Genomic DNA, 25,518 nt, shown 5'->3' with positions numbered 1-25,518 from the left:
CTCCAGTGTCTTGTGTCGCCTCTGTCGCCGGGATCGGCGCCAGTCGAGGCGTGAACAAATTCTATGGGAAACTGCTTCGATGTGTCAACCTGCAGTAATATATACTGCATTGCAGGCTAAAAAGGGCCGCTAGTAGCGTGGATGGCGAATGAGGCTAGGGGTATGCTCTCCACCAATGTTGTTGGCTTCTAAGGGACAGGCGACTTGGCTCGTACATCAAACCTACTGACCGATCAGCGCACTACGCTAGAGGAGAAGAAAGAGTCGAGGCATTTCGTCACGGCGCTGAGCCGCGGCTTGGACATCCTTGCGCTATTCACCCGGGACGTCGTGGTCATGGGCAACGAGGAAATTGCTCAGAGGACAGCACTCCCTCGGTCGACTGTGACTCGGTTGACCTACACACTGGCCATTACCAAGCATTTGGTGTACGACGGCGCAATAAAGAAGTACAGGCTCGGTCCTGCGACGATGTCATGGAGTTATGCTGTCATGGACAGCGTCGCCGGAATTCAGGCGTTGAGCCCTTTTTTGCAGGATTTCGCGGATCAAGTAAGGGCTTCCACGGTGGCGCTGAATATCCAGGCCGGCACCGAAGTAATTTATGTGGCTCACTCATCGGGGCCAGCGCAGGTGCAGGTGCGCACGGGCATTGGGACTCGGTTAAAGCTTTGGCAGGCTGCGGCTGGAAGAGTCTTTTGGGCCATATCCGATGACAGCAAGAGGCACGAGGTCATGGTGGAATTGCAGAACCAACCGGTTGACATTCGCGACAGGATCATGGAGGAATTGCGTGCCGCCCAGGCGGAGTGGGACCTCTACCGGTATTGCACTAGCATCGGTGCGTGGCGCCTCGGAATCAACGCTGTTGCATGCACTTGCGGGGACGCCTCGAAGAATGGTTGGAAATACGTGGTTTCGTGTGCAGGAATGAGCGAGGAATATGACTTGGAAACGCTCAAGCACAGAATTGCCCCGCAATTGAAGGAATTTGCGAATTTTCTGACGCCAAAGCTCGCCGCTTGCTGATTCGTGTCGCCTAATCTTTGGCTGGAAGCGAGGTAGCGGTCGAGGCTGTTTGGTAAGCTGGCTCACCTTGAGGCTGCAACCGCTTTAAAGGGCCTCGCACGACGATTGACGTGGAGACGGGGACACCGTCGACGCTGTTGCAACGTAGCGACTCCGGATCGCTACTTCCCGTTCCTCTAGAGCAGGCTGCTGTACAGGTGATGATTGACCTGGCGCTTCCGGCCACAGCTACACGACGGTGCTGGCCAGCATCACGTGATCGAGCCGCAAAGGAAAGAACAAGAGGTTTGCAATCATCGTGAGAGTGGCAACCCGCAAGCTGACGCAACTTGACGCGGCCGTCACGAACGACGACATGGGCTCGCCGCCGGGCAATGACCTGAAGTTCTACGATGGCTTCTGGCACATCAGAATCAATGACCAGTGGCGTCTAGCTTGGCAGTGACCGGCGACGGGCCCGAAAACGTGAGGATTTACGACCCCCGCTAGCGCAGGCCGATTGAGATCGAGCGATCTCGAGATCTCCGACGTGACCGGTACTAGCTTGAACTCTGAGCAAACTAGCGAAAACTAAGAACTTCAACAGCAACCAGGGCATCCCTGTGTTGGCGCGCTTCGACCCTGAGCTGGAGCGGCCAGATCGGCGACCTGGACCCGGCCGCGCCCGAACTGCGCGCCGACTCGCGCTACAACCGCGACAACGACTTCATCGTGCGCAACTACGCGTCGGGCAGCGACATCCTGGTGGTAATGGTGGCGACACCCGAAGACCAGTGCACGCGCTACAGCACCCTGGCCAAGGTCGATCGCCTGGCCTGGCAACTCGAACAGTTGCCGGGCGTGGAAGCCACCAACTCCATGGCGGCCCTGTCCAAGCTGTCCATGGTCGGCTACAACGAGGGCAACCTCAAGTGGTTCGAGCTGATTCCCAACGCCAGTGCGCTCGGCGGCGTGCAGACCCGCGCGCCGCGCGAGCTGTTCAACCAGGGCTGCTCGTTCCTGTCGCTGTACGTCTACTTGAAGGACCACAATGCCGAAACCCTGGAACGCGTGACCGGCGAGGTCGAGGCCTTCATCCAGACCAACAGCCAGCCCGACGAGCGCTTCATGCTCGCCGCCGGGCCGGCCGGCATTGCCGCGGCCACCAACATCGTGGTCCAGCAGGCCATGCGCGAGATGCTGCTGTGGGTTTACGGCGCGGTGCTGCTGCTGTGCTGGGTAACCTTCCGCTCCTGGCGCGCGGTGCTGGTGGCGGTGCTTCCGCTGGTGCTCACCTCCATCCTCTGCGAGGCGCTGATGGTGGGCCTGGGCTTGGGCGTGAAGGTGGCGACACTACCGGTGATCGCGCTGGGCGTGGGCATCGGCGTGGACTATGCGTTGTACGTGCTCTCCGTGATGCTCACCCGAATGCGCGCCGGTGACAACCTGTCGGACGCCTACCACCACGCGCTGCAGTTCACCGGCCGGGTGGTGCTGCTCACCGGTATCACGCTGGCCCTGGCAGTGGGTACCTGGGCCTTCTTCGCCCATCAAGTTCCAGGCGGATATGGGCATCCTCTTGGCATTCATGTTCGTGTGGAACATGGTCGGCACGCTGGTGCTGCTGCCGGCGCTGGCGCACTTCCTGTTGCATCCGGCGTCCGTCGCGGAGGCTGCGGTCGCGCCTGGCGACACGGCGGACAGCGCCTCGGCCGCGACCTGATTGGGAGGCATGACCACGCACTCTTCCAGCCTGTGGCTGCTGTCCGCGCTGCTGGCTTTCGGCCTCGGGCTGGGCACGAGCGCCCCGGCAGCCGCGCAGGCACAGCTGCGACCCATCGTCGTCGGCCAGTGGCTGCCGCTGACTGGGCCTGCCTACCCGAACGCCAACCGCATCCAGGCTGGGCGCCAAGGCCCCAGTCGATCGCATCAATGCGGCCGGCGGCCTGCGCGGCCGACCCATCGAGCTGGTGACGCTGGATGGTCGCGACGCGCTTGCTGATCCCGCGGATGAAGCGCTTCGCCGCGCTGCATCCGGACATGACGGTTAACTTCACGTCGCGCACCGAGCCTTTCGACTTCCGTCGCGAGCCCTTCGATGCCGCGATCCATTTCGGCGCGGCCTCCTGGCCGGGCGCCTCATGCGACTACCTGCTCGGCGAGAGCGTGGTGCCGGTGTGTCCAGTCCAGAGTTCAAGCGCGACAACCGGATCCAGCACAAGGAAGACCTCGAGGACGGCCTGTCACGCCTCGCCGAAAACGGGCTCACCGGGGCCTGCCCAGGAAACTGTTCGGATCGCCCCGTTGACGAGCGCCTCGTCACGGAGTTGCTGAAACACCGCGGCGGGCGGCCCCCCGCCGGCTCGTCGGCAAAAAGGAATCCGGCGCGCTGCAGAGCTGTGAGCGCGGCCGCCAGTTCCTGGCCGCCTTGAGTCAAAGAACTACGACGCGGACGTCCCCCGCAAACTCCCCGGTGAGTTGACGGAGTGCCATTCGCATCTGGTCCGCAGGCAGCTGGAGCTTAGGCCGGGCGCCCGTCCAGGCGATCGGCGATCCATGATTGAACGGCGCTCTCCGGCCAGGTCGCGATGCGTCGCCCGGCCTTCACGGAGTGCGGGAAGACGCCCCTTTGCATTTGCTCGTAGATCGCCGACCGGCGCAGCCCGGTGAGCCGCTCGACTTCAGGAAGTCGCAGGAGCCTGTCGGGCGCGCGCTTCGTGGTGTGCGTCACCAGCAGCGTTGATTCGGCGCGCAGAAGCGCGAGTGCTTCTTCCAGCAAATGAGCGGCTGCCTGCAGGTCGCGTTGGGCCGCAATGTCGGCGGCGAGGCGTTGGCTTGATGCGTCGGTATGGGCTCGCATGTGACACCACCTTTTCGGTTTCCGCAGCTGCGTCCAGTGCTGTTGCGGTACATCCATAGGGTGCCCGGGATGTCCGGTGGTGCCAACCTGTTGGCGCAAGGCGAGCGTGTCGAGACGTAGCACGTGCAGGAGCACTTGAACCGCTCGCGGCCGCGAGGCCTTCGGCATGCCGAACACCGATCGGCTGATCGCAGTGGCATGACGGCTGCCGGCCGGCGTGAACCTTCATGCCGACCAAGGCCTGCCATCGCCGATGGCGGACCCTTTGGTTCTTCGCGCTTTACTCGGCGCACGAAAAAGTCTGCGTGACCGCATCGCATTCGGCATGCCGAACAAGGGCAGTTCTCCATGGGGACTTCGACTCTCTACCGGCTGCGGACGAGCGCGTGACGGCGAGCGGGGGAAGACCCGATGCCGCTGGATCGGGTCGGTGGTCAACGGCGCGTTCTGCAAGGGCGCTGATCTGAGGCTCGCGAGGTGAACCGCTCAACCCAGGGTTGCGTGTCGTGTGCTGGTGTCACGCGACAGGCATCAGCCGATGGTCACGGCGCCGCGTTGACGAGCGCGGCATCGCGTCTGTTCGTTGTGCCGGCGGGCCGCCGCAGTGGATCTGCCCTGGCACCGCCTCTTGATCGACGCCTGGCTCGCGCGCTTCGCCGTCCAGGGTGAAGGCTGCGCCACCGTCCTCGCCCGGTCCTCGCTGCGTTCGGCTGCGGCCTGCGGGCGGTCCCTGGACCACGCGCGCTGGCGCTCGCCGGCAGTGCGTCGAGGCGTCTCCCAAAGCAGATCCATCCACCACAGCGGTATCCCCCGCAGAAAGGCACGCCATGCACGCACGTCCTCGCTCCTCGTTGCGTCGCACGCTCGTGTCGCTGACTTGGAAGTCAGCGGCCGTTTCCCTCGCACCCTCCGAGCGCTTTTCCCAAGCAGGCCTGCCTTGCCCGCCAGCTTCAGGGAGCCAGCCATGACGCTGCTGCGCGAGCGGCTTCCCGAGCCGCAGGAGTACTTCGCGTCGCAGGGCCTCGAGCTGGTGGGCCGGGGCGCCTGGCGCACCACACGCTGTGCCTTCCATGGTGGCAGCGACAGCATGCGGGTGAACTTGCGCAGCGGCGGTTTCTGCTGCATGGCCGGCTGCGGCGCGCGTGGCGGCGACGTGCTGGCCTACCACATGGCCGCGCAGGGCCTGGGCTTCGTGGAAGCGGCCCGAGCGCTCGGGGCTTGGCAGGACGATCCGGCCTCAGCGCAGCAGGGCCCGCAGCGCCGGCGTCCCTGCGGCCTGCCCGCCCGCGAGGCGCTCGCGCTGCTGCGCGACGACGCGCTGGTGGTGGCGGTGGCCGCCGGAAATCTCGCCCGGGGCCTGGTACTGAGCGAGGCCGACCGGCAGCGGCTGCTGGAAGGCGCCGCGCGCATCCAGCGCATCGCCGACCAGGTGGGCGTGGAAGGCATGCGCTGACGCCAGCGCGCGCTTCGCCAGGCTTCTTCTCGGACGACTCGTACTGCGGCCGTCTCGCTTCGCCTCGTACTGGCCGCTCCGCTCCCGTGCAGGGGTGGGGTGGGATTGCCTGTGTCCGGTCAGCGTATCACGCGGTTCTCGCGCTCAAGGTCTGCGCGCCCTCGCGGGCGCTTGCGGCCTGACGGTCGTCTTCGAACCTTGACCGCTGCGCTGCCGCGTGAGCCAGGGGCGACGCAGGCAATCCCGCCTGTGTCACGCCAGGAGCTCATCATGACTTCTTCCTCTTCCTTCACCTTCGCCGCCAGGACCTCCCTTTCGCTGCAGGACCTGGCGCACAGCGCGCCGGCGGTGTTTGCGGACCGAGCGGCCGGCTGCACCGGACCCAGGTACGTGTTCATCAGCACGCGCGAGATCGTCACCGCCTTGATCGATGCGGGCTTCGAGCCGACGCTGGCAGTGCAGACCCGCTCGCGCGACGGCAACGCGGGCTACGCGCGGCACATGCTGCGCTTCCAGCCGGTGGTGCAGTGCTTGTCGCTGGACGACGTGCTGGGCGAGATCGTGCTGATCAACTCCCACGACGGGCGCAGCGCGTACCAGCTGCGCGCCGGGCTTTTCAGGCCGGTGTGCACCAACGGGATGCTGACCGCAATCGGCGACTTCGGGTTGATCCATGTCAGTCACCGCGGCAACGTGGTGGCCAACGTGGTGGAGGCGGCGCAGCGGATCACGCGCGAGTTCGGCTTGGTGGGCGAAGCGGTCGAGCAGATGCGCGGCACGCAGCTTTCGGGCGGTCAGCAGCTGGACTTCGCACGCGAGGCGCTGGCGCTGCGCTTTCCGGGCGCGACCGAGCCGCCGGTGCAGCCGGCGCAGCTGCTGGAGCGTCGGCGCATGGCCGACATCGGTGACGATGTCTGGAAGACCTTCAACGCGGTGCAGGAGGCAGTCGTCACAGGCGGCGTTTGCGGCCGCACTGCGACGGGCCGGGCGATGCGCACCCGCGGCATCCGTGCGATCCGCGAGAACGTCCGGTTGAACACCGGCCTGTGGAAGGCGGCGCTGCGGCGCATCGGCCGCTGAGGCGGCCAGGCCGGGGCTCGCACCCCGGCCTTTTCTACGGCGGGCCCTGGCGTCGAGTTCGCTGCGTCGGAAGGCACCCGACCCCAAAGCGCGCTACGACTGTCGACGCCGGCGATGGACGTCGTCAACAAGCCTACGGCCCTGGAACCTTCGATCCTCCCGAAAGCGCCATGCCATCCCTTGCACGTCTGCGGCACGCGCGACGTGGATCAAGAGCATGGGTGCGACATGCCATGTGCGAGAGATCACCGCGCTGCCGGGAAGTTCAAGGCAGGACGCCAGTGAGGGCAGAGGCGCAGGACAGAGGGGCGGGAGGGTGGTCTTGCTGTTCCCTTCAGGCTGCCACGGCGTGCTCGCCCTCAAGGTCGGCGCGCCCTCTCGGGCGCTTGCGGCCTGACGGCCGTCTTCGAACCTTGACCGCTGTGCGCGCCGTGCCGCCGGACGGTCCCGGGCAATCCCGCCCGCAACCGTTGAAGGAGCACACCATGTTCAATTTCATCACCGAAGCGCAGCGCGAGAAGCTGATCGCCCACGGCCGGACTTCGCGAGCGACCGACGACTTCGATCCCTATCCGGTGGTCAAGCTGTTCACGCCCGATGCCGGGGCGACTTGGTTGCTGTCCGAACTGGACGAGACGGGTCAGGTCGCCTTCGGCTTGTGCGACCTGGGACTCGGCAGTCCCGAGCTAGGGCTGGTAGACCTGCACTCCCTGGCGGCCGTGCGCGGCCTGATGAACCTGCCGATAGAGCAGGACCTGCACTTCCGGCCCGACAAGCGGCTGAGCGCCTACGCGCGAGAGGCGCGTGCGGCCGGGCGCATCCAGGCCTGAGCGCGCAGGCCCGCGGCAGCCGCCGGCCGGGCCGGCGGCCAAGCCTCGCGCGGTGGCGCGCACCGCGGCGCGCGAGCGCTGTTCCTTCGCCGCCGCGGGCCTTGGCCTTCGCCTTGGCCAGGGCTCAGCGCACTTCGTGGGGCCTGCGGTGCTCGGCGCCTTCCCGCGGCTGGTCCATTCGTCGACGAAGTCCCGCGCCTTGCCATCCAGGGCCCAGAGCGCTGACCTCCAGTCGCCGCGCGGCGTCTTGAGGCCGGCCGGTCGGGCGCTTCGCCCGCAAGATGCATCGACAGGTCGTCTAGGCAACGCCTTCGCGCTGGTGCCTATTGGGTTGTCGTGGTCCGATCGGCATGCCTTGGGCAGCAGCACGTTCGTGCAATGCAACGATCTTGTCTTGGGCGCCCCAGCGGCTGCGCCGCTGTCGGGCTGCTCCAGGTTCGCGCCTTCGCGCTCATCCCCTGGCGGGGACGGCCTGCGGCCGCCTTGCGCATCCCTGGCGCGGCAGCCGCAGGCTGCCTGCAGGGGACTGGCGTCCCCTGAACTTTCATTGATCAGACGTGCCTGCGGCACGTGGTGGCGCTCGCCGCGCGGCGGTTGCTGCACGCGTCGGCCTCTTGCGCCTCACCTTGCTGCCGTTGTCCTGAGTTCCTCGCCTGTCCGGTGACTTTGCGCCCGCGCGGCCGGGCGACCGGCTTCGCCTGCAAGGGGGTGTTCATAACGCTCACGCGTTACGAATGCTTCCCCCTTGCTCCCCTGTCCCCTCGGTCGCGCCCGTCCACCGGGCGAAGAACTCAGGAAAACGGCGGCCAGCTCCGGGTAGGAGGCCGATGCGTGCAGCAACCCTTCACAAGGGGCTCGGAATCTAGGAACCCGGCATCTCTTCAACCCAACTTCATCGGAAGGAATACAGACATGACGGTCATCGACAATGACAGGACGGCGAGCAAGGTCGCAGGCAAGCGGCAGAAGCGTGCAAAGGGCAGGGCGGCAGCAGGGCATGCAGCTGACCAGCCGAGCGCGGCAGTGAAGGACGAAGGTGCGCTGGCGCCGGCGCCAGGCGAGGATGTGCTGGTGCCGCTGGACCGGCTGGAGCTCAGCGATGCCAACGTGCGGCAAGTCACGGGCGAGCAGGGCCTCGCGGAACTGGCGGCGCTGATCGAGGCGCAGGGCCTGCTGAATCGCCTGAGCGTGGTGGCGCTGCCCGACGGGCGCTTCGCGGTGGTGGCCGGCGGCCGGCGCCTGCGTGCCATGCGGCTGCTGGTCGAGCAAGGCAAATGGCACGCCTCGCAGCCGGTGGAGTGCAAGGTCCACGATCCGGCGCTGGCGCTGCAGGTGTCGCTGGCCGAGAACTCGGGCCGCGAAGCCATGCACCCGGCCGACCAGATGGAGGCGTTCCGACGACTGGTCGAGCACGGCGGCCTGTCGGTGACCCAGGTGGCCGGGCGCTTCGGGGTGTCAGCGCTGACGGTGGAGCGGCGGCTCCGACTGGCGCGCCTCGCACCCCGCTTCATCGCGATGTACCGAGGGAACGAGATCGAGCCGGACCAGTTGCAGGCCCTGGCGCTGACCGAGGATCACGCGGCACAACAGGCGATCTGGGAGAGCCTGCCCAGCTATGACCGCAGCGCCTACCGGATTCGCCAGGCCATCATGGCCGAGGCCTGCTGCGCGGACAGCAAGCTCGCGCGCTTCGTCGGGCTCGACGCCTACGAGGCCGCGGGCGGCACGGTACGGCGCGACCTGTTCGCCTCGACCGAAGACCTGTGCAGCATCTTCCTGGACAACCCGACCCTGCTGCTGGGCCTCGCCATGGACAAGCTGCGCGGCGCAGCGGCGGCGGTCCAGGCCGAGGGTTGGTCCTGGGTCGACTGCGCGCTGGACACCGACAGCGCAACGCTGCGCGGCTACGGACGGGAGGCACAAGACGAGCGCGAGCCGACCGCCGAGGAGACCCAGGTCATCGAGCAGTTGGAGGCCGAACAGCGCGTGCAGGCCCAGGCCTACGACAAGCACCAGGACGAAGGCGACCCGGATGCTGCCGAGGACTTCGAACTGATCGAGCAACAGTTATGCGAGGCGCTGGACTGCGTCGAACAGAAACTCGCTGCCGCGCGCGACGGGCTGCGGCAATGGACGCCCGAGCAGATGAGGCGCGCAGGGCCGCTGGTGTGGCTCAACCATCGCGGCGAGGTTGCGATCGATCGCGGACTGGTGCGCCCCGAGGACCGCAAGGCGATGCCTTCCGCACGCGATGATGGTGCGGCTGGAACCACGCCTGATACTGCAACGCCGGCGCGCGCGGAGTTCAGCGAGAAGCTGATGCGCGACCTGACGGCGCACCGCACGGCTGCGATCCAGGCGGCGCTGATGCAGAACCCGAGGGCGGCAATGGTGGCCCTGGTGCACCGGATGGCCGAGACGGTATTCGGCCTCTATGGGCGGGGCAACAACGTGGTCAAGGTCACCGCCAGCGTGACGGGCGATCATGCGCTGTCCGAGGACGCGAGCGACTATGCCGCCAGTCCCGCCGCCACACTGCTGGGCGAGGCCGAGTCGCATTGGGGCGACCGCCTGCCGGGTTCGCCCGAGATGCTGTTTCGCTGGCTGCTGGCGCAGCCCGACGCCACCCTGATGGAGTTGCTGGCGTACTGCACAGCCCGTAGCTTCAACGCTGTCACGGGCCGCGAGCGCAGCTTCGATCACAGCGACGCGCTGGCCGAGGCGCTCGGCATCGACATGGCCGACTGGTGGGTGCCGTCCGCCACCCACTATCTCGGCAGCGTCAGCAAGGCCAAGGCGCTGGAAGCGGTGAAGGAGGCGACCGGCGCCGACTGCAGCAAGGCCGTGGCCGGCATGAAGAAGCCGCAAGCCGTCGCGTACTGCGCCAGCAAGCTGGAAGGCACGCGCTGGCTGCCCGAGCCGCTGCGCGTGCTCGCGCCGTCCGAAGGGACGACCACTGACATCGACGAGTGATCGCCCTTGCGTGTCGCTGGACAGTCCGGCGGCACGCGGCACATCAATCGCAGAACTTTCCCAAGGAGATTTTTCATGAACACCATCTGCAAGGTCATCATCGGCGGCACGGTCGGCGTCGTGGCGGCTGCATTGACCCTCGTGACGGTCGGCAGGACAGCCCCTGGCGCCTTCTCAGCGCTCGCCAGACCGATCACCCCGGCCTTCGCCGCGCGCTTTCAGCCGACGCTTCCAGTCATCGCGGGGATCGGAAGCACGCGCGAACTCACGCCGGTGCAGCTGGACGGCGTCCCGCTGCGGGAACTGGGCGCGCCACCGCAGGCACGTGGCGAGGCCTCTGACGAGCGAGGTCATCATGCGTCCGGTAGACACGGTCGATAGCGCGGCGCCATTGAAGGCAGCGTCCGAGCCGCTGTCGCGCTTCGAGGGCCATTGCCTCGCGCGGCGCACGCGCGAATGCGAGGAGCTCCTGCAACTGGCCGTGCTCGGGGTCGAGCAGGCACGGCAACGGCACCTGCCGGAACAGGATCTCGCCGAAATCGCCGGGCATCTGTCGGAAGCGGAGCGGCATGTCGAACTCGCCCGCAAGCTCGCGGCGCGCTGGAGCGCTTGATGGCGACGAAGTCTTTCAAGCCGGTGACCCGTGAAAGCACGGCCATGGTGCGCGAGCGAGGACTGCGGGCCGTGATGGTGACGATAGTCGGCGGCGTGATCGAACTGCGCGCCAAGGGGCTGCGCTCACGCGAAACGGTCGACCTGGCGTGGTGCTACTACGCAGCGGTGAAGCAGCGCGTTGCGCTCGAGCGAGCAGAACGGAAGAAGACCGGGCGACGAATGCGAAGCTGAAGGTGCGTGCCAGGATTGTGGGCCTGCCATCGAGGATGGCAGGCCTTTGCGTATGTGGCCGCGCTGTCTGCTCCATGTGTTCGGCATGTCGAACATCTGCATGGGGGGGTGCGGGTGTCGGCATGCCGAACACCTTTGCATGGGGGCGGCGCGAGATGCCGGGGAATGTTCGGCGTGACGAACGGGGGCTGAGGTGGAACTTGGTTGGCGGATTGGTGGCTTCGATGCTCGTCGCCGCGCTGGGCGATCGAACGATGTGTCGGCATGCCGAACGCAGAGTCCTTGTGCGGTGTTGAGGGCAGGATAGACTGGCGTCAGACATTGTTTACACCCCTGGTGTTCGTAATGGCCAGCGCTCCTCGGTCCGCCGTGATCTCGATGCGGTTGCCTCCCGATGTGAAGGCCAGATTCGCCGCGCTGGCCGCGCGGCACCAGCTCACCGAGTCGGGCCTGCTCTGCAAACTCATCGACGAAGTGCTGCGCTCGAACGCACCGGGCATAGCTGCGTCAGGGCTGGTGGCTGATGCTAGTGACGCCACGACGGACGCTGCATCCGAGGACCGCATCACGCTGCGCCTTCGCCCCGGCGATCGCACGTGTGCAGTAGAGCGCGCTGGCGCGCGGGGCATGAGGACCGGCACCTACTTGGCGCTGCTCGTCCACAACCACGTGCGTGGGTCGGACGTGCTGCCGCCGAAGGAACTAGACTTGATCAAGGCGGTCGGTGCGCAGCTGGCAGCACTGGGCCGGCAACTGCGCGTGTTCGACATGCCGAACACTGTGGCCGAGCCCGCAGCATCGGAGCTGCGTGATTTGCTCGCGCATGTGCGCCAGGACGTTGAATCGGCGCGCGATGCGGCGGCGGCGGTGGTGCGCCGCAACCTCATGAGCTGGGAGGCGGGTCATGCCTAAGCGGATGGTGAGATCGCGCCCATTGGGTGGCGGCGATCGTGACATGGCACTGGACATCGTGAGCCATGGGCGGCGTGGTCCTGGCTATGTGCTGCGCTTGGGTCCGGAGCAGATTCACCAGATCAAGCGCACGGTCGGTCGCACGCCCGAAGTCATGGTGAAGGTCTCGGGCGGCGGGCGCGACATCGGCAGTGTCCGCGCCCACCTCAAGTACATCGGTCGGCACGGCAAGCTGCCGCTGGAGACGGACGAGGGCCTCATGGTTCAAGGCAAGAATGCGGCGCTGGAGATCGGGCAGGACTGGAACCTCGATCAGTGTCGCAGCCAGTACCGGTCGAAGCCCGCGGATGGTGAGAAGGACACGCGGCCAAAACTCGCGCACAACATCGTCCTGTCGATGCCCGCGGGTACACCGCCGGAGAAGGTGCTGGCGGCAGCGCGCATCTTCGCGCGCGAGAACTTTGCACTTCAATATCGGTACGCGATGGTGCTGCACACGGATCAGGCGCACCCCCACGTGCACCTGGTGGTCAAGTGCGAACATGAGTACGAGCCGGGCAGGCGCCTGTACATCCGCAAGGACACGCTACGTCGCTGGCGCGAGCAGTTCGCCGAACTGATGCGCGAGCAGGGGGTGGCGGCCAATGCGACGCCGCGGCAAATCCGCGGCCAGGTGCACCGACCTCAGCGCGACCCCATCCACCATCGGCTGCGGGCGATGCGCGCGTTCGGGCAACTGGATGCCGTGGTGCGCAGCCAGCGCGCCACGCCAAAGCCGTCGACCTTCATGCGCGACAAGGTGCTGGCTATCGTGAAAGCGCTCCAAGGCGGGGACAGTTCGATCGAGCAGGGCAAACCGACCCTGAAGCGCACGCGCGATGCAGTAATGGATGACTGGTGGTCTACGGCGCAGATGCTGCGACGGCAGGGGCAGGCCGACTTGGCAGAGCAGGTGGAACGCTTCGCCGCGCAGATGCCGCCGGTGCAGACGGACGCGAAGCGGCTTGCCGAGCAATGGCAGGCTCAGCAGCGTGCGCTGACGCCGGAGCGCTCCCGAGCTCGTGCGCCCGATGAGCGAAGTCGGTAGCCCGCTGGAGGTTACCGCTTCAGACTGATCTGAGTCATAGGTCGGCGCGCTGCGAAGATCGGCTTCCGCTGCAAATCAGACATCGGCCGCCCTGGTCGCAGCGGCATACCGTCCCGCCGCCCTTCCCCGTCTAGTAACCCGGTCAAAGGTGAAAACGTGCTCCTGGGGCGCCTCGACGCAGCAGCCGAAGAGGCGGCGCCGCTCGTGACCCGCGCCGTAGCGTAGCTCCACCGCTGCCGCGCAAACGGGGCAGGTGGCGCTATAACGCACCAGACCGATGATGCGCGCGTCGCCCTGCTTGAAGCTCTCGAGCTGGGCTGGTGGCTCGTTCCAGCTTACCAGCACGTCTGCGGCGGGCACGATTCGATCGGCCAGCAACCACCAGAGCTGGCGAACGAACGCCCACAGGACCCAACCAATCCCCGCTGCGACTACGAAAAATGCTAAGTCCGCCGTCGTCACGGCCCGGTTCACGAACAGCATCAGCCACACGATCGCCGCCAGAAGCGCGATGCAGGCCATGGGCGCCACGACGGTGCCGGCGAACAGCAGGCCGCGCAGCGACTTGGTCTTGAACGAGCCGTTTCCGAACAGCGGGCGCGCAACCCAAGACGGCTTGACGGTGCCGGCGGCCGCATAGGCGTATTCGATTTGCAGGCTGGCAGGGGCCGCAGCCCTTGTCTCCACCTGTCCCATCGGCTCAAGCCAACCCACGCGGTCAGCTTCGCCTGCGGTTTGCGGCTCGATCGCTTCCTCTGGGAGCGTCAGCGCGTAGGGAGCGAGTGACCACTGCGCCCGGTGATGGCCAGTCGTCGAGCGCTTGCGTAGGCCGAGGGCGTGCTCGAAGCCGCGCTGCGCGAAGAACGCATCCCGGTCGGCGGCCCGGCTGGAGAGGTACTGCTCGAGCCTGGCGTTCTTGACCTTCATCTTGGCGGAATCGAAGTCGACGAGCTCCGGCCAACAGACTTGCACCAAGTCCTCCGCATTGAATTCCAGTTGCTCCCCCTGGCCCGGCAGGTGTGCGACCTTGGCCGACTCGGCAGCAAGAGCGCGAAGCAACGCCAGGGCGTTGGTTTCATCGCGCTGACCGGCGAGCCACTCCTGGAAGCAGGGCAGCAGCTCCGGGACCGTCGGCAACCGGTTTGCAACCGGTTCTGGACTGGTTGGCGCCGCTTCGTATCTCAACACTTGGATTCTCCTCAACTCAACTCAACTCATGGAGTCCCTATGTTGGCATTGTTTGCAGTTCATTCCTCAAACCGCTTCGTCCACGTGACGGAGGTCGAGCGCGGCCTGGCGTGCGACTGCCGCTGCGCCGTGTGCGGCGAACCCGTGATCGCGCGGCAGGGCGACGTGCGGGAGCACCACTTCGCGCACAGTTCCAACGGCCAGCCCTGCGCGTCGAGCTACGAATCCGATCTGCACCGCTTCGCCAAGCGGGTTGTCATCGAGGCGCACGGCCTTGTGGTGCCGGTCAACGCGGCCGCAGCGCGCGCCCTCGGCCCGGGTGATGACGAGGGGAAGCGCATCCTCTTGGCGTGCACCGGCATCGAGGAGGAGGTGGTCCTTGGAAACCGGCGCCCGGATCTGCTGGCGGCCACGACGGCCGGCGTCAGCGTGGCCATCGAGATCGCCTATTCTTCCTTCTGCGACTTTCAAAAGCGTCAGGACTATGAGGAAATGCGCGTGCCCGCCTTGGAGATCGACCTGCGGGTCTTCTCGCCTACGGACTTCGACGTCGCTCGGGTCAAGCACGCGCTGCTCGAGGACGTCGCCTGCAAGAGCTGGCTCTGGCCCGAGCGCCTGGAGGCTGCCGAGCCAAGCCCCGAGCCGCCGGCCGCCCCGCCTGCCATGCCCGCGCCGCAGCGCCAGTTCCTGCCCGAGGAGATCGTCAAGGTCCGCGGTCGCTGGATCTCGGTCAAGGAGCTGCCCAGCGGCGACATTGCCATCAAGGTTGTGCGCTACGACCCCGACGTGGTCTCGGTGGTGCGCACTGTCGCGCGCCAGCACTCCGGGCAGTACCGCGGCACCTACTTCAGCTGGGTGATCCCGCGCTTTCGGGCGGAGGCGGCCCGCGCCCAGCTGCGCGCGATCGCCGCGGGGGTGTGAGCACGGGGCAGGCGTTAAGGTTGGCACCTGCCAGGGGCTGTCGCCAAGCACCTTCGGGCTCCAATCTCGGGAATCTCCGAGGTCGACCACCGACCTCATGCCCCGGCTCGAAACGGCCGGGGCGCACTAGGCCCGTTGCGCTGGCACCAGGCCCGGTCATCGAATGGGGGCCATCGCGTCAAGACGCAGCGGCCAGAGCCGAGGCAGGATGCGGCATGAGTGGGGTGTTCGGGCGGGCCGCCGCCAACTGGCGGGTTAGACTGGGGGCGGACAGTCAGGTTGCGCCGCCAGACCGGCTATTGACGGTCACCGGGGCCCTTGCTCAAACAATCGGCGCAGCTTGTTGCAGGCAGCGCCGATGTCGGGTCTGCCGTCCGCGCCCTTCTTGTAGGTGACAGTCGTCACGCCCGCCATGTCGCTGGGCAACTTCACCTTGTCTTCGCGCGGCTCCATCAGGATGGCGCGGTGCCGTCCCAACATACCCATCGCCAGTGCCAGTTCAAAGATGACGTTGTCACGTGGCGCCGGCCACTTGTCGTCCCTGACCTCCACGATGTCGTCACCCTGCGCGATGGCGATGACGAAGTCGCTGTCCGCCAGCTTGCGCTCCAGGTCGTCCAGCGTGTAGAAGGTGGCGCGGAAGATGTCCGTCCAGATGTCGACAAAAAGCTTGTCGTGGTCGAACTCCTCCTTGACGGCCCTGGCCACTGGCAGCGCCTCGACGGATGAGACGATGAGGACCCGCACCTTGTCATTGGTGCCAGCGACCAGAGAGTTGCGCTGCTTCAGGCGGCGTGACAGCTCACGAGCGATGGCGCGGTAGACCCCCGCGTGACGGCTGGCGATTCGCGCGAAGCTCGCCTCAGAGATTTTGGCCACCACGCCGTCCGCCTCGGCCCGAACGGTCGCGGCCCGAACCTGAGATGGCTCGATGGCCGCCATCTCACCGACGTGGTCGTTGACGACACGCTTATTCAATACGCGCCCGTTCACGATGACGGAGAATTCACCGGCGACGATAAAGTAGATGTCAGTGTCGTCGCCCTCCTGCTCGATGAGGATCTGGCCGGCACTCGTCGGCATGAACTCGGTGACGGCTTCCAACTCGCCTGCCAGGTCTTCCTTGCCACCAACCAGCTTCTGGGCCAGCAGCGCATCCAGCCTGAGGCGCTTGCCTTCTTCACCAAGGTACTTGTCAATAAAAGCCATCTGATCGTTCCTCGCATCTGTCAGCCCGCCCGCAGCGGGCATTCGTCCACCGTTGCGCAACAATGGGCGCGCCTGTAGGCGGCCCAGAACTGCTCTTCCGCCAGCAGCGACGTGGCAAGCTCGTACGCATCCACGGCGTCGTCGACGCAGTTGCGCAGCCGGCTTTGGTGCTGCACGCTGCCGGCTGCGTTGTTCGTCGGCTCATAGCCACTTCGCGGCCTCTCGTCGCCATGCCATCCACGTTCCGGAGAGCCGCTCGAGCGGCGTCGTGGGCGCAAGAACCTCCCCGCCCTCTTCGCGCGCCACGCCCGCCTGCACCACATGCGCGCCGCGGCGGAACGCGTGCGCCGTGGCCTCGATCTCGCCACCTCGGCCAAGCTTCACGACAAGCAGGACGAGGAAGTTGGCCGGCTGGCCTCGCTCTTCGATCAGCCCCTGCATTTGCCGCAAGTCGGTGCCGCTGGGCAGCGCCGGGAAGCTCGGGTGCGAGTGCCACTCGCCGAGGTAGTTGAAGCGCGTGTAGTCGTTGCCGGTGCGCGCGAGGAAGCGTCGCATGAACCTGCGGTGGGCGCCCGGATCGCGAACAAAGTGGGCCACGCCGCCGCCTGAGCGCTGCACCGAGAGGTCCGCGACCAGAAAGCGGCCGCCGCCGAGATCCTCGCCCGCTAGTACGCCGCCGATCTCGCGGTCGCCCGCGCGCCGCAGCTCCCGGCGCAACTTCACGGCCACGTTAGCCGGCAGCACGACCTCGATCACGCGGACTCCTTCGGAAACAGCGCCGTCAAGGCCTCCACCGCCCGCTCCACCTCGGCCTCGCTCGGCGGCTCCGCCCTACGGGCCGATGGCGCGCCCAGGTCGATGGGCCAGACATCGAACGCGCCGGTGAAGATCCACTCCTTTCGCAACCCGATCATGTAGGCGGAGCTCTCGAACGACGACTCGGGCGCGGCCAACAGCGCGTCGATCGCGAGCCTGGCCAGGCTCGCCGCGATCTGCGCCACGTCGGCGTCGTCGGCGACCATGGGCTCCCCGTCGGCTCCCTCGGCGCCGTAGTCGACCGTCGCCTTGGGCGGCTTCGGAAAATCAGGATTGGCGCACCAGGCGTGAATGGCCGCTCGCGCGTCGAGCGGAGTGGGGTCAAGGCCTGGACGCGAGCGCGCCACCATGCCGCCGTAGCCGCCCCCGAACACGCGTCCCCAGACCATCGGCCGCTGGCTCTCTGCCGCGACGCCGGCGGCGTAGTTAAAGGCGTCGTCGCTGCCGCTGGCGTCCACGATCAAGTCGCACTTGGCGAGCGCCGCGAGCGCGCCGTGCAGCGACCCGCTGCTCTCTTGCCCCCCTAAGCTCAGCCTGCGCGCGTCGATCGTCGCCCCCGGCCGCAACAGCTTCAGCCGCTCGGCGAGCGCGTCGACCTTGTGAGCGCCGACCGCGAGCCAGTCGAGCTCATGGCGGGCGATGTTCTCGGCGCCGAGCACGTCGTCGTCGATCAGCAGGAACTTCGCCACACCGGCGCGCGCGAGGCTCGCGGCCACCTTGCTGCCCATGGAGCCCGCGCCGAGCACGCCCACGAGCTTCTCGCCGAACGCCTCGCGGCCAGGAGCGGCCCTCTGCCCAGGGTTGGGCGGCACGATCGCGTATTCAATCGCGGCGTCGTCCTTCGGATCGACGTAAAACGCCCGCAAGCCCGTGGGCAGCGAAAGCACCAGCGTCTCCGAGGACTCGAAGGCGAGATCTGCGCGCAAGAGGAGCGAACGCAGCGCCCGCGCGCCGCTGGCCGCGGCGACCTCGACTTGCCCGAGCCGCGCGTCGCCGGAGGGCAAGGCGATCACGTGGCCGGTCTCGAACTCGTATCGGCCGATCGGCTCCGGCAGCGTGGGGTCGCGCCACTCGGCGCCGCCAGGCTGGGCGATCTTCACGACGAACAGCACGAAGTTGCGGCCGGTGACCAGCATCCGCGCCGTCATGGCGCGCGGCTCGCCGGCCGCCGCGACCGCGGCCGCCAGCGCCTCGGTCTCGACAAGCCGCATGGGTTCCGAGCGGAGGCGCTGTCCCAGGCTGACGCGATGCGCGGAGGGCACAACGCGCGAGGCGTCGGGGTCGCCGGTCGCGCCTGCTTCGGTCGACAGCAACCGGTGGGCGCTGCGCAGCACGTCGGCGCCGGTCACGTGCTCCTGCCAATTGTCCGCGCGGTGCTCGAGGCACAGCTCGCCGCCAGGGCCGTATTGATGGATGCTCCAGCGCTCGCCGCCCTCGCGCGGCCGCACGGACGGCGGCGCGAACGGGAAGATGTCGGGATACGCGAGCGTGACCGGACGCAGGACTTCGGCGACCACGATGTCGGCGTCCACGAACAACCCCCGGTCGAGCCGCCACCTGACGTTCTCGATCCACGGCTCGGCGGCGAGCTCGCCAATGGCGTCCCGCTCCTGGTTGTATCGGCCGACGCGCGTGATGAACCACATCAGGCGAATCCCGCCGGCGTCTTCGAGGGCGAGGCGGCGCGCGCCGGGAACGAGAAGCCGGCCGCGGCCGCCGCGGTAGCCGGGCGCAGCAGCCCGCTGGCGCGGCTCGCCTCGGCCTTCTTGGCCTCCTCGGCCTTGGCCAGCACCGCGAGGGCGGCGTCATAATCGAAGCCGGAGCGGCGCCGAGAGGTTCCGAAGTGCTCGCGGAACGCGGCCGGCGCGGCCTTCGCCAGCGCCTCGCCCATCGCGGTCTGCTGCCCGTCGCAGCGGCGCTGCTCCTCCTCGGAGCGCAGGACCGCCCGGCCGACCACGCAGCGCACCATCTCGCCCTTCATGCCCAGGCGCGTGATGGCTTGGGTGCCGTAGTCGCAGCCCACGGCCAGGCCCATGCTGCCGACGTCCACGCCCGCGCCATCGAGCCGCTCGAGGGCCAGCTTGAAGCTGCTGCGCAGGGCGGCGGCGCACAGCAGCGCGTTCTTCGCGCTGTCCTCGGCGTCGGTGGTGGCCGCGGTCCCCTCGACCAGCACTCCATGCACGCAGTCGCCGATGAAGCGAATCTTGCGGCCGGCGAAGTCGGCGTGGAGCGTCGCGTCGAGTTCCGCGCGCAGCACGTGCAGAGCCCTGACGACGTCCTTGGCCGACTCGTCGTCGCCGATACGCTCGTCGACGTAGCTGGTGAAACCGTCGATGTCGGCGTAGATCGAGACGCTGTCCTGGCGCCGCGAGTTCTTCGGCGTGAGCAGCTCGAGGTCCAGCGTGGCGAACGGTGGCGTGTGCGCGGAGAACTCGAAGGCCCCGATGGGGAGCTTCTCGAGGTCCTCCTTCCAGGTCTTGACCACGGAGTCCACCGTGATGCCCAGCTTCGCCTGGTCCTGTGACTTCTCGATCTCCTCGGTGGTCAGCGGGATCGTGTCGACGTTGGACACCTCGGACCAGCCCACCGCGGAGCGCGCGTTGTTGGTCATGAAGATCCCCGCTTTGGTGCCGCCTCCGGCGCGCTTGGCCGCGAGGTTCGCGGCGCAGCCCAGGAACAGCGGCTCGCGGTGCCCGCGGCGCCCGTTGTTGACGGCCAGCGCCTCGCCCGAGTCGATGCCGACGCGGACCTTCGCTGCCGGCAGCGGATCGTCTCCGCCCTCACCGGTGTGCGCCAGCACGTCGATCATGAGCTGCGCGGTAGCCACCGCGCGATGGATGCGCTTGGCCTCGTCGTCGTAGGGCTTGGCGAACACCGCGTGGAGCCGCTGGTTGTGGAAGTCGACCTCGATCGCGTCGACGTCCACCAGGATGTTGCGCGCGGCGCGGAAATGCAGATTCAGGAAGCGCAAGGTCCGCTTGTGGACCGTAACCCCCTCGAAGTTGGTGGTGCCGAGCATCTCGTCGAGGTTCAGGATGTCGACGTAGACGTGCACCCCGTCCACGCGGTAGGCCACGCCGTTGGCGAGCCCATTGAGGTCGGTGTCGCGGCCGTAGTCGCGGATCTCAACCGTCTTCACTTCCGCCAACCGCGCGTCGATGCGGTCCTGAGCAGTCTGCTTGTTCCACGTGCGCTTCGCCATATTTCGCTTTCCTTACCGATGCCGGCCAAACACTACATATGGGGTCCGGCAGGCGCCGAGGCCCCATATGTAGTGCCCATCTTACATTAACCTGTGCTTTTGTCCAGTGCCTACCGTTTCCGTCAGCCCTTGGGCGGGAACGGGTCGTGGCCGTGGCTGTCCTTCGACTGGATTTGCCCGTCGCGGCCGTGGATCACCAGTTCCGTGCCCTGGTTCTGGGCGATCTCGCGGGCGCGGTCGACCGCGTCCTGCTTGCGGTCGAAGTGGTCGGTCTCGCGCTTGGCGCCGGCTCCCCGGATCGCCCATCCATCGTCGCGCGGGACGACGTGCTGATTGCGTTTGCTCATGGTCTGAGTCCCTGTTGGCGCAGCGAGATTGCTGCTGCTAATGTGTGCGGTGGCTCGGCGATTCGCGGACATCGCCGGGCGGATGTCCGCGATCGCGAAAACGACCGCACACGTCCATGGCGACCCTTGGAGGCGTAGTGGCAAGCAAAAGACCCCCAGATGAAATGGCGACCGTCGACGAGTTGATCGAGGCGCTCAGGCGGCTGACCGTGGACGAGAGGCTCCGGCTTTACCGCCAGGGCGACGTCATGGCGCTTGGCAGCGAGTTCGCGAGCGGCCGGGAGCTGTTCAGCGAGGCCGTCAAGCGCGCCCTGATAGGCACCTCGGGCGAGCGAGAGGACGGGGAGCGGGGCCGGCCATGGCCGAAGACGGTCGACCTCGTGGCCTTCCTGATGGAGTGCATGAGGAGCATCGCCAATGGCTCGCAGAACTCCGTTAAGCAGAAAGTGGACCGCCGCGCCGAGGCGCTGGCCACGGAGGACGGCGAGGACAACGCCCACCTCTCCGAGCCGGAGCGCCACCACCCCAGCGTCGAGGAGGAGCTGATCGAACGCCAGGAGCGGGAAGCGCGGCAGGCGGCGGCCGAAGCCGACGTGGCCGCGATCCGCGTACTCTTCGCACAAGGGGATGTGGTCCACGAAATCATGGACGGCGAGGAGATTGGCATGAGTCCCGACGAGATCCAGCAGGCCACCGGAATGACCGCCACGGCTTACGCCAGCGGCCGCAAGAAGCTGCGCCGCACGGTCGACAAACACTACCCGGGCAGGAGGAAGGCATGACTACTGACGCGCGCAAGACGCTGAGCTCCATCCAGGCGCTGATCAGCAAAGACTTGGAGGAGACGTCGGCCGAGCAGATCCGTGCCGAGTTCGTCGAGGACGGCCTCGATCCCGACCGCGTGGCCCGGGAGATGGCCGAGGCGATCGACGCCGCGGTCTCCGAATTTCAACGAAGCAGGGTGGCCGCGACCAAGGCTGTGAAGAAGGCCACCAAGGCGCCAGTCGCGACGAGCAGGCCCGCTTTGGAACGCATAAAAGAGCTGGTGCAAAGCGCGTTTCAGAGAGAGCCAAACCTCGCCACAGCATTCAGAAACGGATCCAAGCAGTCCGAGAACGACTGGAATTCAACGTATGACGATCTTGTTTTGCTTGGAAAGATAGATCCAAATCAACATGATTGACGTCGCTTCCTTGTCGCCGGCGGAGAAGCTTCTTTGGGATAACGGCTTTCGCAAACCCGAGCACATAGATCTCGAGGGAGTCGCCCTTTCAAGAGGGGCGACCGTCATCTATCGACGCCTTGATGGCTGCGCCGCTAGGCTTCTCACCGACGGCGACAAGGCGGTGATCAGCATCGAGGCGAACGACAATCCGGGCCGGCAACGCTTCTCGCTCGGGCATGAGTTGGCGCACTGGATCAACGACGCCCAACGCGCGTCGTTCAATTGCTCCAGCGATTCGATCGGGCCGCAAAACGCCGAAGCGCTGTCGGTCGAGGCAAGCGCGAACGTGTATGCGAGCCAGCTCGTATTGCCCGACTACATGGTGACTCCGTGGCTCGAAGGCAGGAAGATGACGCTCAACGTCGCCGCGGAGCTGGCCGACGCGTTCAACGCGAGCGTCACCGCTTCGGCGATCAAGATGGCCAAGAGGTCGACCGCGCCCGTGTGCGTGGCGTGCCACGAGATGCGGGGCAGACGCTGGTTCGTGCGCAGCAAGTCATGGCCCTTCGACCTGTATCCGGTCAGTCAGCTCAACCACAACACGGCCGCCTTCGACATCGCATTCAAGGCCACCAATCGCACGTCGACGCCCAAGAAGGAGCAAGGCGATTGGTGGCTCACCGGTCCGGACGTTTGGCGCATGCAAGTCGAGACGCAATCGATGCGGCTTCCGGACGGATCGGCTCTGACCACAATTGCGCTTAGCACTTCTCGCCGTTGAGGTGTGTCTTGTAATGGCGAGGACAGAGGGCGCTGACCAGTCGCTCCAGGACGACTTCCGCTTTCGACCCGTTGTCGTCGATCGCGCTTCCACAGGTCACGGTGGTTCAATGGCCGCCTTGGATTAGAAACCGTGACTTTGGCGTTCACCGGCGACCGACTGCAACCGCTGCAAGCCGGAATTCGTTGTACACCATGAAGTGGGCGCTGTTGCCCTGGATGGCCGGAAGCTCTGCGGCCACGCCACACTGTGGCCGGAGCCCTCTGGGCGGACTACCGAGTAGGAGGCTCCTCGGACGGCGGTTCCTTCGCCGTTCGCTCTCTGTCCGGTTGGGTTTTTGCCTTTCCCTGCGCCTTCATTTCCATCGCCTTCTGGCGCGCGATGATGCGCGCCATGTCCCCGCGCTCGATGCGCTGCGCGATGTTCTCGCGCGCGTGGGCCAGCAGCCGGGCAGCCTCCCTGGGCGGGAAGCGTTCGGATTCGAGAACCGCCTCGCCCAGCGCGGCGACGGCGCGCGCCAAGTGCGGGAACTCCTTCTCGAACTCGAAGCGGTTCATCACCCGGAAGGCCCCAGCCTCGCGCGCCCACTGCAGCATCTGTCTCGCGTCGGGATCCTGCTCGCAGCGAGCGGCGGCTTCATTGCGCCAGATGACCGTGCGCCCGGCGATGTCGCGCGGAACGGTCGGGTCGCTGTTCAGGCGCTGCACCAGCGTTTCCCAGCGCATCGCGTACTGGACCAGTTCCCTGGCATCGGGTGCGCGGTCTAGATGGATCCGCAATGTCTCGGCGGCACGGGGGACACGGTTGAGCACGCCGTCGATCACCCGGCTCTCATACAGTTGGGTGCCGCTGGGTGTGATCACCCGCAGGCCATCGACCATGCGCTCGTGCTCCAGGCGGCCCAGGAGGCTGCCCACGTTGCTGAAGGCCAGCTCATGGGCCTGGATCGAAGGCGCTTCGGCGGCGAGCCCCGCGCGGCGGCGCATCTCGTAGCGTGCCAGCATGGCCAGCCGGCTTTCTTCGCGGGCGGTGCCCACGAACACCGCCTGGACGATGTAGCCGCCGCGTCGCAGGTCCGCCGCGAGCCTGGGCACGGCCTCGATGTCCGTGGTCTCGACCTCAACGACCAGGTTGAGGCGCCTTGTCTGGACGTCCGAGACGAAGCGGTCGAACCAGGCTTGGCAATGCGCGGTTACCTGCGCGGCGGCCGCCGGGGCCACGTCGCCGCCGGCCGCCCACAGCGGGTGGTACGCACGCATGCGGTTCATGGACACGTGGGCGGCGGTGACCACGGTCTGCATCAGTTGCTGGCGCAGCATGACCGACGTGTAAGTGAGGCCCGCGCCGGGTTGTCCGGCGATGACCATGGCCACAGGGTGCTCAGCAGTCTGCGCACCGACCAGGAGGTCCGGTGCGACGCATCGCTCGTACAGGCGCCGCAGCTCGCGCTCGGAGGGCGTGGGCAAGTCAGGGGCGGGGGCAGGCCCGGCTTCCGGGGGCCGCGTCACGGTGGGTCCCCTTCCTCGTGATTCACAGTGTTCTGTCCCTCCCGATTCGGCGGGGGTCCGAACCGCTGCAGGATCGCTTGGATGGCGCCGGCATCGGCCGGATCCAGAGTGGCGAGGACCTTGCGGGCTTCGTCGCGCTCCTGGGTCAGCTGCTGGATCCGACGTGCATCAGGCTCGACCCGTTCAGCCGCCGCCTCGATCTGGAGCGTGTGGGAGGCGATGTACTGGTTGACCAGTGCGAGCGCCAATTCGGCGTCGAGCACGGTCTTCATCGAGTTCCACTGCCGCTCGTCGTATTCGTAGAAGGGCCGGGCGGTCTGGCCCGTGGGCCGCTGCTCGCCGCGCTCGATCGAGAAGTCGCCAATGCGCACCGCCTCGGTGAGCATCATGCGGACCACGTCGGGCAACTCCATGCCGAGCGACCTGGCCATCTTGTGCGCCTTGTCGGCAATGGCGCGGTCGATGCGGATGCGCAGTTGGGTGCTGTCCATGTGAGCGTGAGTTATAGCAGGGCGTCATGTTGGGCGGCCGGCATGGGGAGAGGTTTGACACAGCGAGGCCGCCTGGAGTCGACCTGCAAGGCCGGCCTGCGTGCGGCGCCCCGGCAGGCGCAGGCTAGCGCGTCGCCAGGAAGAGAGCCAAACCTGTGAGGTGGGCCGGGTAGAAGACGTAGAAGACCCAGCGGCTGCGGCGCAGCGGGATGTCCACCTGCGTAGCGCCCCAGATCAGCGCCATGGCGACCAGCGCAGCGAAGTTGCCATTGATGATGGCCAGGGAGGCCGTGCCGAACGCCCACAGCGTGAAGCGGCCTACCGTGGGCTGGCGCAGGAAGGCCCATGTGCCCAGGCAGCACAGCAGCGCCGGCCACCAGAACTCCACCAGCGCCCCGCCGATGACGAACGCCACGACAGCCAGGAGCCGATTTCCCTTGCCGCCGCGCTCGAGCAGGTAGACAACCAGGGTGGCGACGAAGAGCGTGCAGAGGATGTTCAGCGGCCACCATCCCACCAGCCAGGCAAAGGCGGGCGTCGCCAGGGCGCCGAAGATTGCCAGCCGTTTCATGATCCGCCGATGCAGACCGACGGCCAGGGCGCCGGGGCGGGCCAGGTTGAACATCAGCACGAAGCCGAAGACCGGCATCACCATGCGCCCGAGGGCATAGAGCGTCGTGCTGGATTCGTGCAACAGGTACTTGTTGACGTGGTCGCCGGCCATCAGAACCAGGGCCACCCACTTGAGCGCCTCCAGCGAGCCGTCCGAAACGGCCCATGCGAGGCGACCGGGCGTGCTGGGAAGCGCCCTCGTCGATGAAGTTTGCGGCATGGGATGAAG

Annotated in this window: 27 protein-coding genes and 1 pseudogene; 17 read left to right on the top strand and 11 right to left on the bottom strand. The window is 66.9% G+C overall.

Annotated elements, in window-relative coordinates:
* Positions 1 to 204 precede the first annotated feature (204 nt).
* The 4 genes and pseudogenes from AC3A6X_RS01550 (at position 205) to AC3A6X_RS01535 (ending at position 3,342) form a co-directional block, all read left to right on the top strand.
* The gene (locus tag AC3A6X_RS01550) at positions 205 to 1,029 is read left to right on the top strand and encodes an IclR family transcriptional regulator (protein ID WP_487840514.1); all 825 of its coding nucleotides are present in this window, start codon (positions 205 to 207) and stop codon (positions 1,027 to 1,029) included.
* 304 nt (positions 1,030 to 1,333) lie between these two features.
* On the top strand, positions 1,334 to 1,474 hold the full coding sequence (locus tag AC3A6X_RS01545) for a type II toxin-antitoxin system RelE/ParE family toxin (RefSeq protein WP_487840513.1): 141 nt from the start codon (positions 1,334 to 1,336) through the stop codon (positions 1,472 to 1,474).
* 191 nt (positions 1,475 to 1,665) lie between these two features.
* A pseudogene (locus tag AC3A6X_RS01540) lies at positions 1,666 to 2,731 on the top strand (efflux RND transporter permease subunit); the annotation flags it as partial.
* A gap of 257 nt (positions 2,732 to 2,988) precedes the next feature.
* Positions 2,989 to 3,342, top strand: a complete 354-nt coding sequence (locus AC3A6X_RS01535) for a LysR substrate-binding domain-containing protein (RefSeq protein ID WP_487840512.1) — start codon at positions 2,989 to 2,991, stop codon at positions 3,340 to 3,342.
* Between the two features lie 187 nt (positions 3,343 to 3,529).
* Here the strand turns inward: AC3A6X_RS01535 and AC3A6X_RS01530 are convergent, their stop codons facing one another.
* Positions 3,530 to 3,868 carry a helix-turn-helix transcriptional regulator gene (locus tag AC3A6X_RS01530; protein WP_487840511.1) on the bottom strand — a complete coding sequence of 113 codons (339 nt, stop codon included), beginning with the start codon at positions 3,866 to 3,868 and terminating at the stop codon, positions 3,530 to 3,532.
* Positions 3,869 to 4,832: 964 nt separating this feature from the next.
* Between AC3A6X_RS01530 and AC3A6X_RS01525 the strand changes: the two genes are divergently transcribed.
* The 9 genes from AC3A6X_RS01525 (at position 4,833) to AC3A6X_RS01485 (ending at position 13,049) form a co-directional block, all read left to right on the top strand.
* Positions 4,833 to 5,321 (top strand): CHC2 zinc finger domain-containing protein, encoded by a 489-nt coding sequence (locus tag AC3A6X_RS01525; protein WP_487840510.1) that lies wholly within the window; start codon positions 4,833 to 4,835, stop codon positions 5,319 to 5,321.
* Between the two features lie 270 nt (positions 5,322 to 5,591).
* On the top strand, positions 5,592 to 6,401 hold the full coding sequence (locus tag AC3A6X_RS01520; protein WP_487840509.1) for a DUF932 domain-containing protein: 810 nt from the start codon (positions 5,592 to 5,594) through the stop codon (positions 6,399 to 6,401).
* A gap of 485 nt (positions 6,402 to 6,886) precedes the next feature.
* Positions 6,887 to 7,231, top strand: a complete 345-nt coding sequence (locus AC3A6X_RS01515; protein WP_487840508.1) for a DUF2958 domain-containing protein — start codon at positions 6,887 to 6,889, stop codon at positions 7,229 to 7,231.
* Positions 7,232 to 8,143: 912 nt separating this feature from the next.
* The gene (locus AC3A6X_RS01510) at positions 8,144 to 10,204 is read left to right on the top strand and encodes a ParB/RepB/Spo0J family partition protein (protein WP_487840507.1); all 2,061 of its coding nucleotides are present in this window, start codon (positions 8,144 to 8,146) and stop codon (positions 10,202 to 10,204) included.
* Between the two features lie 75 nt (positions 10,205 to 10,279).
* On the top strand, positions 10,280 to 10,585 hold the full coding sequence (locus tag AC3A6X_RS01505) for a hypothetical protein (RefSeq protein ID WP_487840506.1): 306 nt from the start codon (positions 10,280 to 10,282) through the stop codon (positions 10,583 to 10,585).
* Positions 10,560 to 10,817 (top strand): hypothetical protein, encoded by a 258-nt coding sequence (locus tag AC3A6X_RS01500; protein ID WP_487840505.1) that lies wholly within the window; start codon positions 10,560 to 10,562, stop codon positions 10,815 to 10,817. Before AC3A6X_RS01505 ends, AC3A6X_RS01500 begins: the two co-directional genes overlap by 26 nt.
* Positions 10,817 to 11,050 (top strand): hypothetical protein, encoded by a 234-nt coding sequence (locus AC3A6X_RS01495; protein WP_487840504.1) that lies wholly within the window; start codon positions 10,817 to 10,819, stop codon positions 11,048 to 11,050. Before AC3A6X_RS01500 ends, AC3A6X_RS01495 begins: the two co-directional genes overlap by 1 nt.
* A 264-nt stretch (positions 11,051 to 11,314) precedes the next feature.
* The gene (locus tag AC3A6X_RS01490) at positions 11,315 to 11,962 is read left to right on the top strand and encodes a hypothetical protein (protein WP_487840503.1); all 648 of its coding nucleotides are present in this window, start codon (positions 11,315 to 11,317) and stop codon (positions 11,960 to 11,962) included.
* 43 nt (positions 11,963 to 12,005) lie between these two features.
* Complete coding sequence (locus AC3A6X_RS01485) at positions 12,006 to 13,049, top strand: relaxase/mobilization nuclease domain-containing protein (protein ID WP_487840502.1); 1,044 nt, start codon at positions 12,006 to 12,008, stop codon at positions 13,047 to 13,049.
* A 75-nt stretch (positions 13,050 to 13,124) separates the two neighbouring features.
* Here AC3A6X_RS01485 and AC3A6X_RS01480 read toward each other — a convergent pair whose 3' ends face one another.
* Positions 13,125 to 14,234, bottom strand: a complete 1,110-nt coding sequence (locus tag AC3A6X_RS01480; protein ID WP_487840501.1) for a hypothetical protein — start codon at positions 14,232 to 14,234, stop codon at positions 13,125 to 13,127.
* Between the two features lie 42 nt (positions 14,235 to 14,276).
* Between AC3A6X_RS01480 and AC3A6X_RS01475 the strand changes: the two genes are divergently transcribed.
* Positions 14,277 to 15,158 carry a competence protein CoiA family protein gene (locus AC3A6X_RS01475; RefSeq protein WP_487840500.1) on the top strand — a complete coding sequence of 294 codons (882 nt, stop codon included), beginning with the start codon at positions 14,277 to 14,279 and terminating at the stop codon, positions 15,156 to 15,158.
* Between the two features lie 306 nt (positions 15,159 to 15,464).
* On the opposite strand, the gene AC3A6X_RS01470 is transcribed toward AC3A6X_RS01475, so the two are convergent.
* The 6 genes from AC3A6X_RS01470 to AC3A6X_RS01445 form a co-directional block, all read right to left on the bottom strand.
* Positions 15,465 to 16,367 (bottom strand): TIR domain-containing protein, encoded by a 903-nt coding sequence (locus AC3A6X_RS01470; RefSeq protein ID WP_487840499.1) that lies wholly within the window; start codon positions 16,365 to 16,367, stop codon positions 15,465 to 15,467.
* 20 nt (positions 16,368 to 16,387) lie between these two features.
* Positions 16,388 to 16,543 carry an E2 domain-associated cysteine-rich protein gene (locus AC3A6X_RS01465; protein WP_487840498.1) on the bottom strand — a complete coding sequence of 52 codons (156 nt, stop codon included), beginning with the start codon at positions 16,541 to 16,543 and terminating at the stop codon, positions 16,388 to 16,390.
* Positions 16,544 to 16,568: 25 nt separating this feature from the next.
* Positions 16,569 to 17,123: a M67 family metallopeptidase gene (locus AC3A6X_RS01460; protein WP_487840497.1), complete on the bottom strand. Its 555-nt coding sequence runs from the start codon at positions 17,121 to 17,123 to the stop codon at positions 16,569 to 16,571.
* Positions 17,120 to 18,829 carry a ThiF family adenylyltransferase gene (locus AC3A6X_RS01455; protein ID WP_487840496.1) on the bottom strand — a complete coding sequence of 570 codons (1,710 nt, stop codon included), beginning with the start codon at positions 18,827 to 18,829 and terminating at the stop codon, positions 17,120 to 17,122. Before AC3A6X_RS01455 ends, AC3A6X_RS01460 begins: the two co-directional genes overlap by 4 nt.
* On the bottom strand, positions 18,829 to 20,385 hold the full coding sequence (locus AC3A6X_RS01450; RefSeq protein WP_487840495.1) for a transcriptional regulator: 1,557 nt from the start codon (positions 20,383 to 20,385) through the stop codon (positions 18,829 to 18,831). The genes AC3A6X_RS01455 and AC3A6X_RS01450 overlap by 1 nt, the downstream gene beginning before the upstream one ends.
* Before the next feature lie 122 nt (positions 20,386 to 20,507).
* Positions 20,508 to 20,732 (bottom strand): DUF2188 domain-containing protein, encoded by a 225-nt coding sequence (locus AC3A6X_RS01445; protein ID WP_487840494.1) that lies wholly within the window; start codon positions 20,730 to 20,732, stop codon positions 20,508 to 20,510.
* A gap of 164 nt (positions 20,733 to 20,896) precedes the next feature.
* Here AC3A6X_RS01445 and AC3A6X_RS01440 point away from each other — a divergent pair, with 164 nt between their 5' ends.
* The 3 genes from AC3A6X_RS01440 to AC3A6X_RS01430 are packed head-to-tail and all read left to right on the top strand — an operon-like array spanning position 20,897 to position 22,678.
* Entirely contained in the window at positions 20,897 to 21,514 is a 618-nt protein-coding gene (locus AC3A6X_RS01440; RefSeq protein WP_487840493.1) for a hypothetical protein, read from the top strand.
* Complete coding sequence (locus AC3A6X_RS01435; RefSeq protein ID WP_487840492.1) at positions 21,511 to 21,915, top strand: hypothetical protein; 405 nt, start codon at positions 21,511 to 21,513, stop codon at positions 21,913 to 21,915. Before AC3A6X_RS01440 ends, AC3A6X_RS01435 begins: the two co-directional genes overlap by 4 nt.
* Positions 21,908 to 22,678, top strand: a complete 771-nt coding sequence (locus tag AC3A6X_RS01430; protein WP_487840491.1) for an ImmA/IrrE family metallo-endopeptidase — start codon at positions 21,908 to 21,910, stop codon at positions 22,676 to 22,678. Before AC3A6X_RS01435 ends, AC3A6X_RS01430 begins: the two co-directional genes overlap by 8 nt.
* 272 nt (positions 22,679 to 22,950) lie before the next feature.
* Here the strand turns inward: AC3A6X_RS01430 and AC3A6X_RS01425 are convergent, their stop codons facing one another.
* The 3 genes from AC3A6X_RS01425 to AC3A6X_RS01415 form a co-directional block, all read right to left on the bottom strand.
* The gene (locus AC3A6X_RS01425) at positions 22,951 to 24,186 is read right to left on the bottom strand and encodes a zeta toxin family protein (RefSeq protein WP_487840490.1); all 1,236 of its coding nucleotides are present in this window, start codon (positions 24,184 to 24,186) and stop codon (positions 22,951 to 22,953) included.
* Entirely contained in the window at positions 24,183 to 24,677 is a 495-nt protein-coding gene (locus AC3A6X_RS01420) for a hypothetical protein (RefSeq protein ID WP_487840489.1), read from the bottom strand. The genes AC3A6X_RS01425 and AC3A6X_RS01420 overlap by 4 nt, the downstream gene beginning before the upstream one ends.
* A 124-nt stretch (positions 24,678 to 24,801) precedes the next feature.
* Positions 24,802 to 25,509 carry a TraX family protein gene (locus tag AC3A6X_RS01415; RefSeq protein WP_487840488.1) on the bottom strand — a complete coding sequence of 236 codons (708 nt, stop codon included), beginning with the start codon at positions 25,507 to 25,509 and terminating at the stop codon, positions 24,802 to 24,804.
* Between the last annotated feature and the right edge of the window lie 9 nt (positions 25,510 to 25,518).

The sequence above is a fragment of the Variovorax sp. Soil_C_12 genome (assembly GCF_057657375.1).
Note: the sequence above shows the minus strand (reverse complement) of the source record. Positions and strands in the feature narration are given on the sequence as shown.

Bases quoted from the DNA above. Each gene is read 5' to 3' on its own strand.
- AC3A6X_RS01470 (WP_487840499.1), bottom strand. From the start codon at position 16,367: ATGGCTTTTATTGACAAGTACCTTGGTGAAGAAGGCAAGCGCCTCAGG.
- AC3A6X_RS01520 (WP_487840509.1), top strand. From the start codon at position 5,592: ATGACTTCTTCCTCTTCCTTCACCTTCGCCGCCAGGACCTCCCTTTCG.
- AC3A6X_RS01415 (WP_487840488.1), bottom strand. From the start codon at position 25,509: ATGCCGCAAACTTCATCGACGAGGGCGCTTCCCAGCACGCCCGGTCGC.
- AC3A6X_RS01535 (WP_487840512.1), top strand. From the start codon at position 2,989: ATGGTCGCGACGCGCTTGCTGATCCCGCGGATGAAGCGCTTCGCCGCG.
- AC3A6X_RS01435 (WP_487840492.1), top strand. From the start codon at position 21,511: ATGACTACTGACGCGCGCAAGACGCTGAGCTCCATCCAGGCGCTGATC.
- AC3A6X_RS01525 (WP_487840510.1), top strand. From the start codon at position 4,833: ATGACGCTGCTGCGCGAGCGGCTTCCCGAGCCGCAGGAGTACTTCGCG.
- AC3A6X_RS01475 (WP_487840500.1), top strand. From the start codon at position 14,277: ATGTTGGCATTGTTTGCAGTTCATTCCTCAAACCGCTTCGTCCACGTG.
- AC3A6X_RS01510 (WP_487840507.1), top strand. From the start codon at position 8,144: ATGACGGTCATCGACAATGACAGGACGGCGAGCAAGGTCGCAGGCAAG.
- AC3A6X_RS01430 (WP_487840491.1), top strand. From the start codon at position 21,908: ATGATTGACGTCGCTTCCTTGTCGCCGGCGGAGAAGCTTCTTTGGGAT.
- AC3A6X_RS01515 (WP_487840508.1), top strand. From the start codon at position 6,887: ATGTTCAATTTCATCACCGAAGCGCAGCGCGAGAAGCTGATCGCCCAC.
- AC3A6X_RS01440 (WP_487840493.1), top strand. From the start codon at position 20,897: ATGGCGACCGTCGACGAGTTGATCGAGGCGCTCAGGCGGCTGACCGTG.
- AC3A6X_RS01505 (WP_487840506.1), top strand. From the start codon at position 10,280: ATGAACACCATCTGCAAGGTCATCATCGGCGGCACGGTCGGCGTCGTG.
- AC3A6X_RS01485 (WP_487840502.1), top strand. From the start codon at position 12,006: ATGGCACTGGACATCGTGAGCCATGGGCGGCGTGGTCCTGGCTATGTG.
- AC3A6X_RS01455 (WP_487840496.1), bottom strand. From the start codon at position 18,829: ATGTGGTTCATCACGCGCGTCGGCCGATACAACCAGGAGCGGGACGCC.
- AC3A6X_RS01420 (WP_487840489.1), bottom strand. From the start codon at position 24,677: ATGGACAGCACCCAACTGCGCATCCGCATCGACCGCGCCATTGCCGAC.
- AC3A6X_RS01450 (WP_487840495.1), bottom strand. From the start codon at position 20,385: ATGGCGAAGCGCACGTGGAACAAGCAGACTGCTCAGGACCGCATCGAC.
- AC3A6X_RS01495 (WP_487840504.1), top strand. From the start codon at position 10,817: ATGGCGACGAAGTCTTTCAAGCCGGTGACCCGTGAAAGCACGGCCATG.
- AC3A6X_RS01490 (WP_487840503.1), top strand. From the start codon at position 11,315: ATGCCGAACGCAGAGTCCTTGTGCGGTGTTGAGGGCAGGATAGACTGG.
- AC3A6X_RS01500 (WP_487840505.1), top strand. From the start codon at position 10,560: ATGCGTCCGGTAGACACGGTCGATAGCGCGGCGCCATTGAAGGCAGCG.
- AC3A6X_RS01530 (WP_487840511.1), bottom strand. From the start codon at position 3,868: ATGCGAGCCCATACCGACGCATCAAGCCAACGCCTCGCCGCCGACATT.
- AC3A6X_RS01445 (WP_487840494.1), bottom strand. From the start codon at position 20,732: ATGAGCAAACGCAATCAGCACGTCGTCCCGCGCGACGATGGATGGGCG.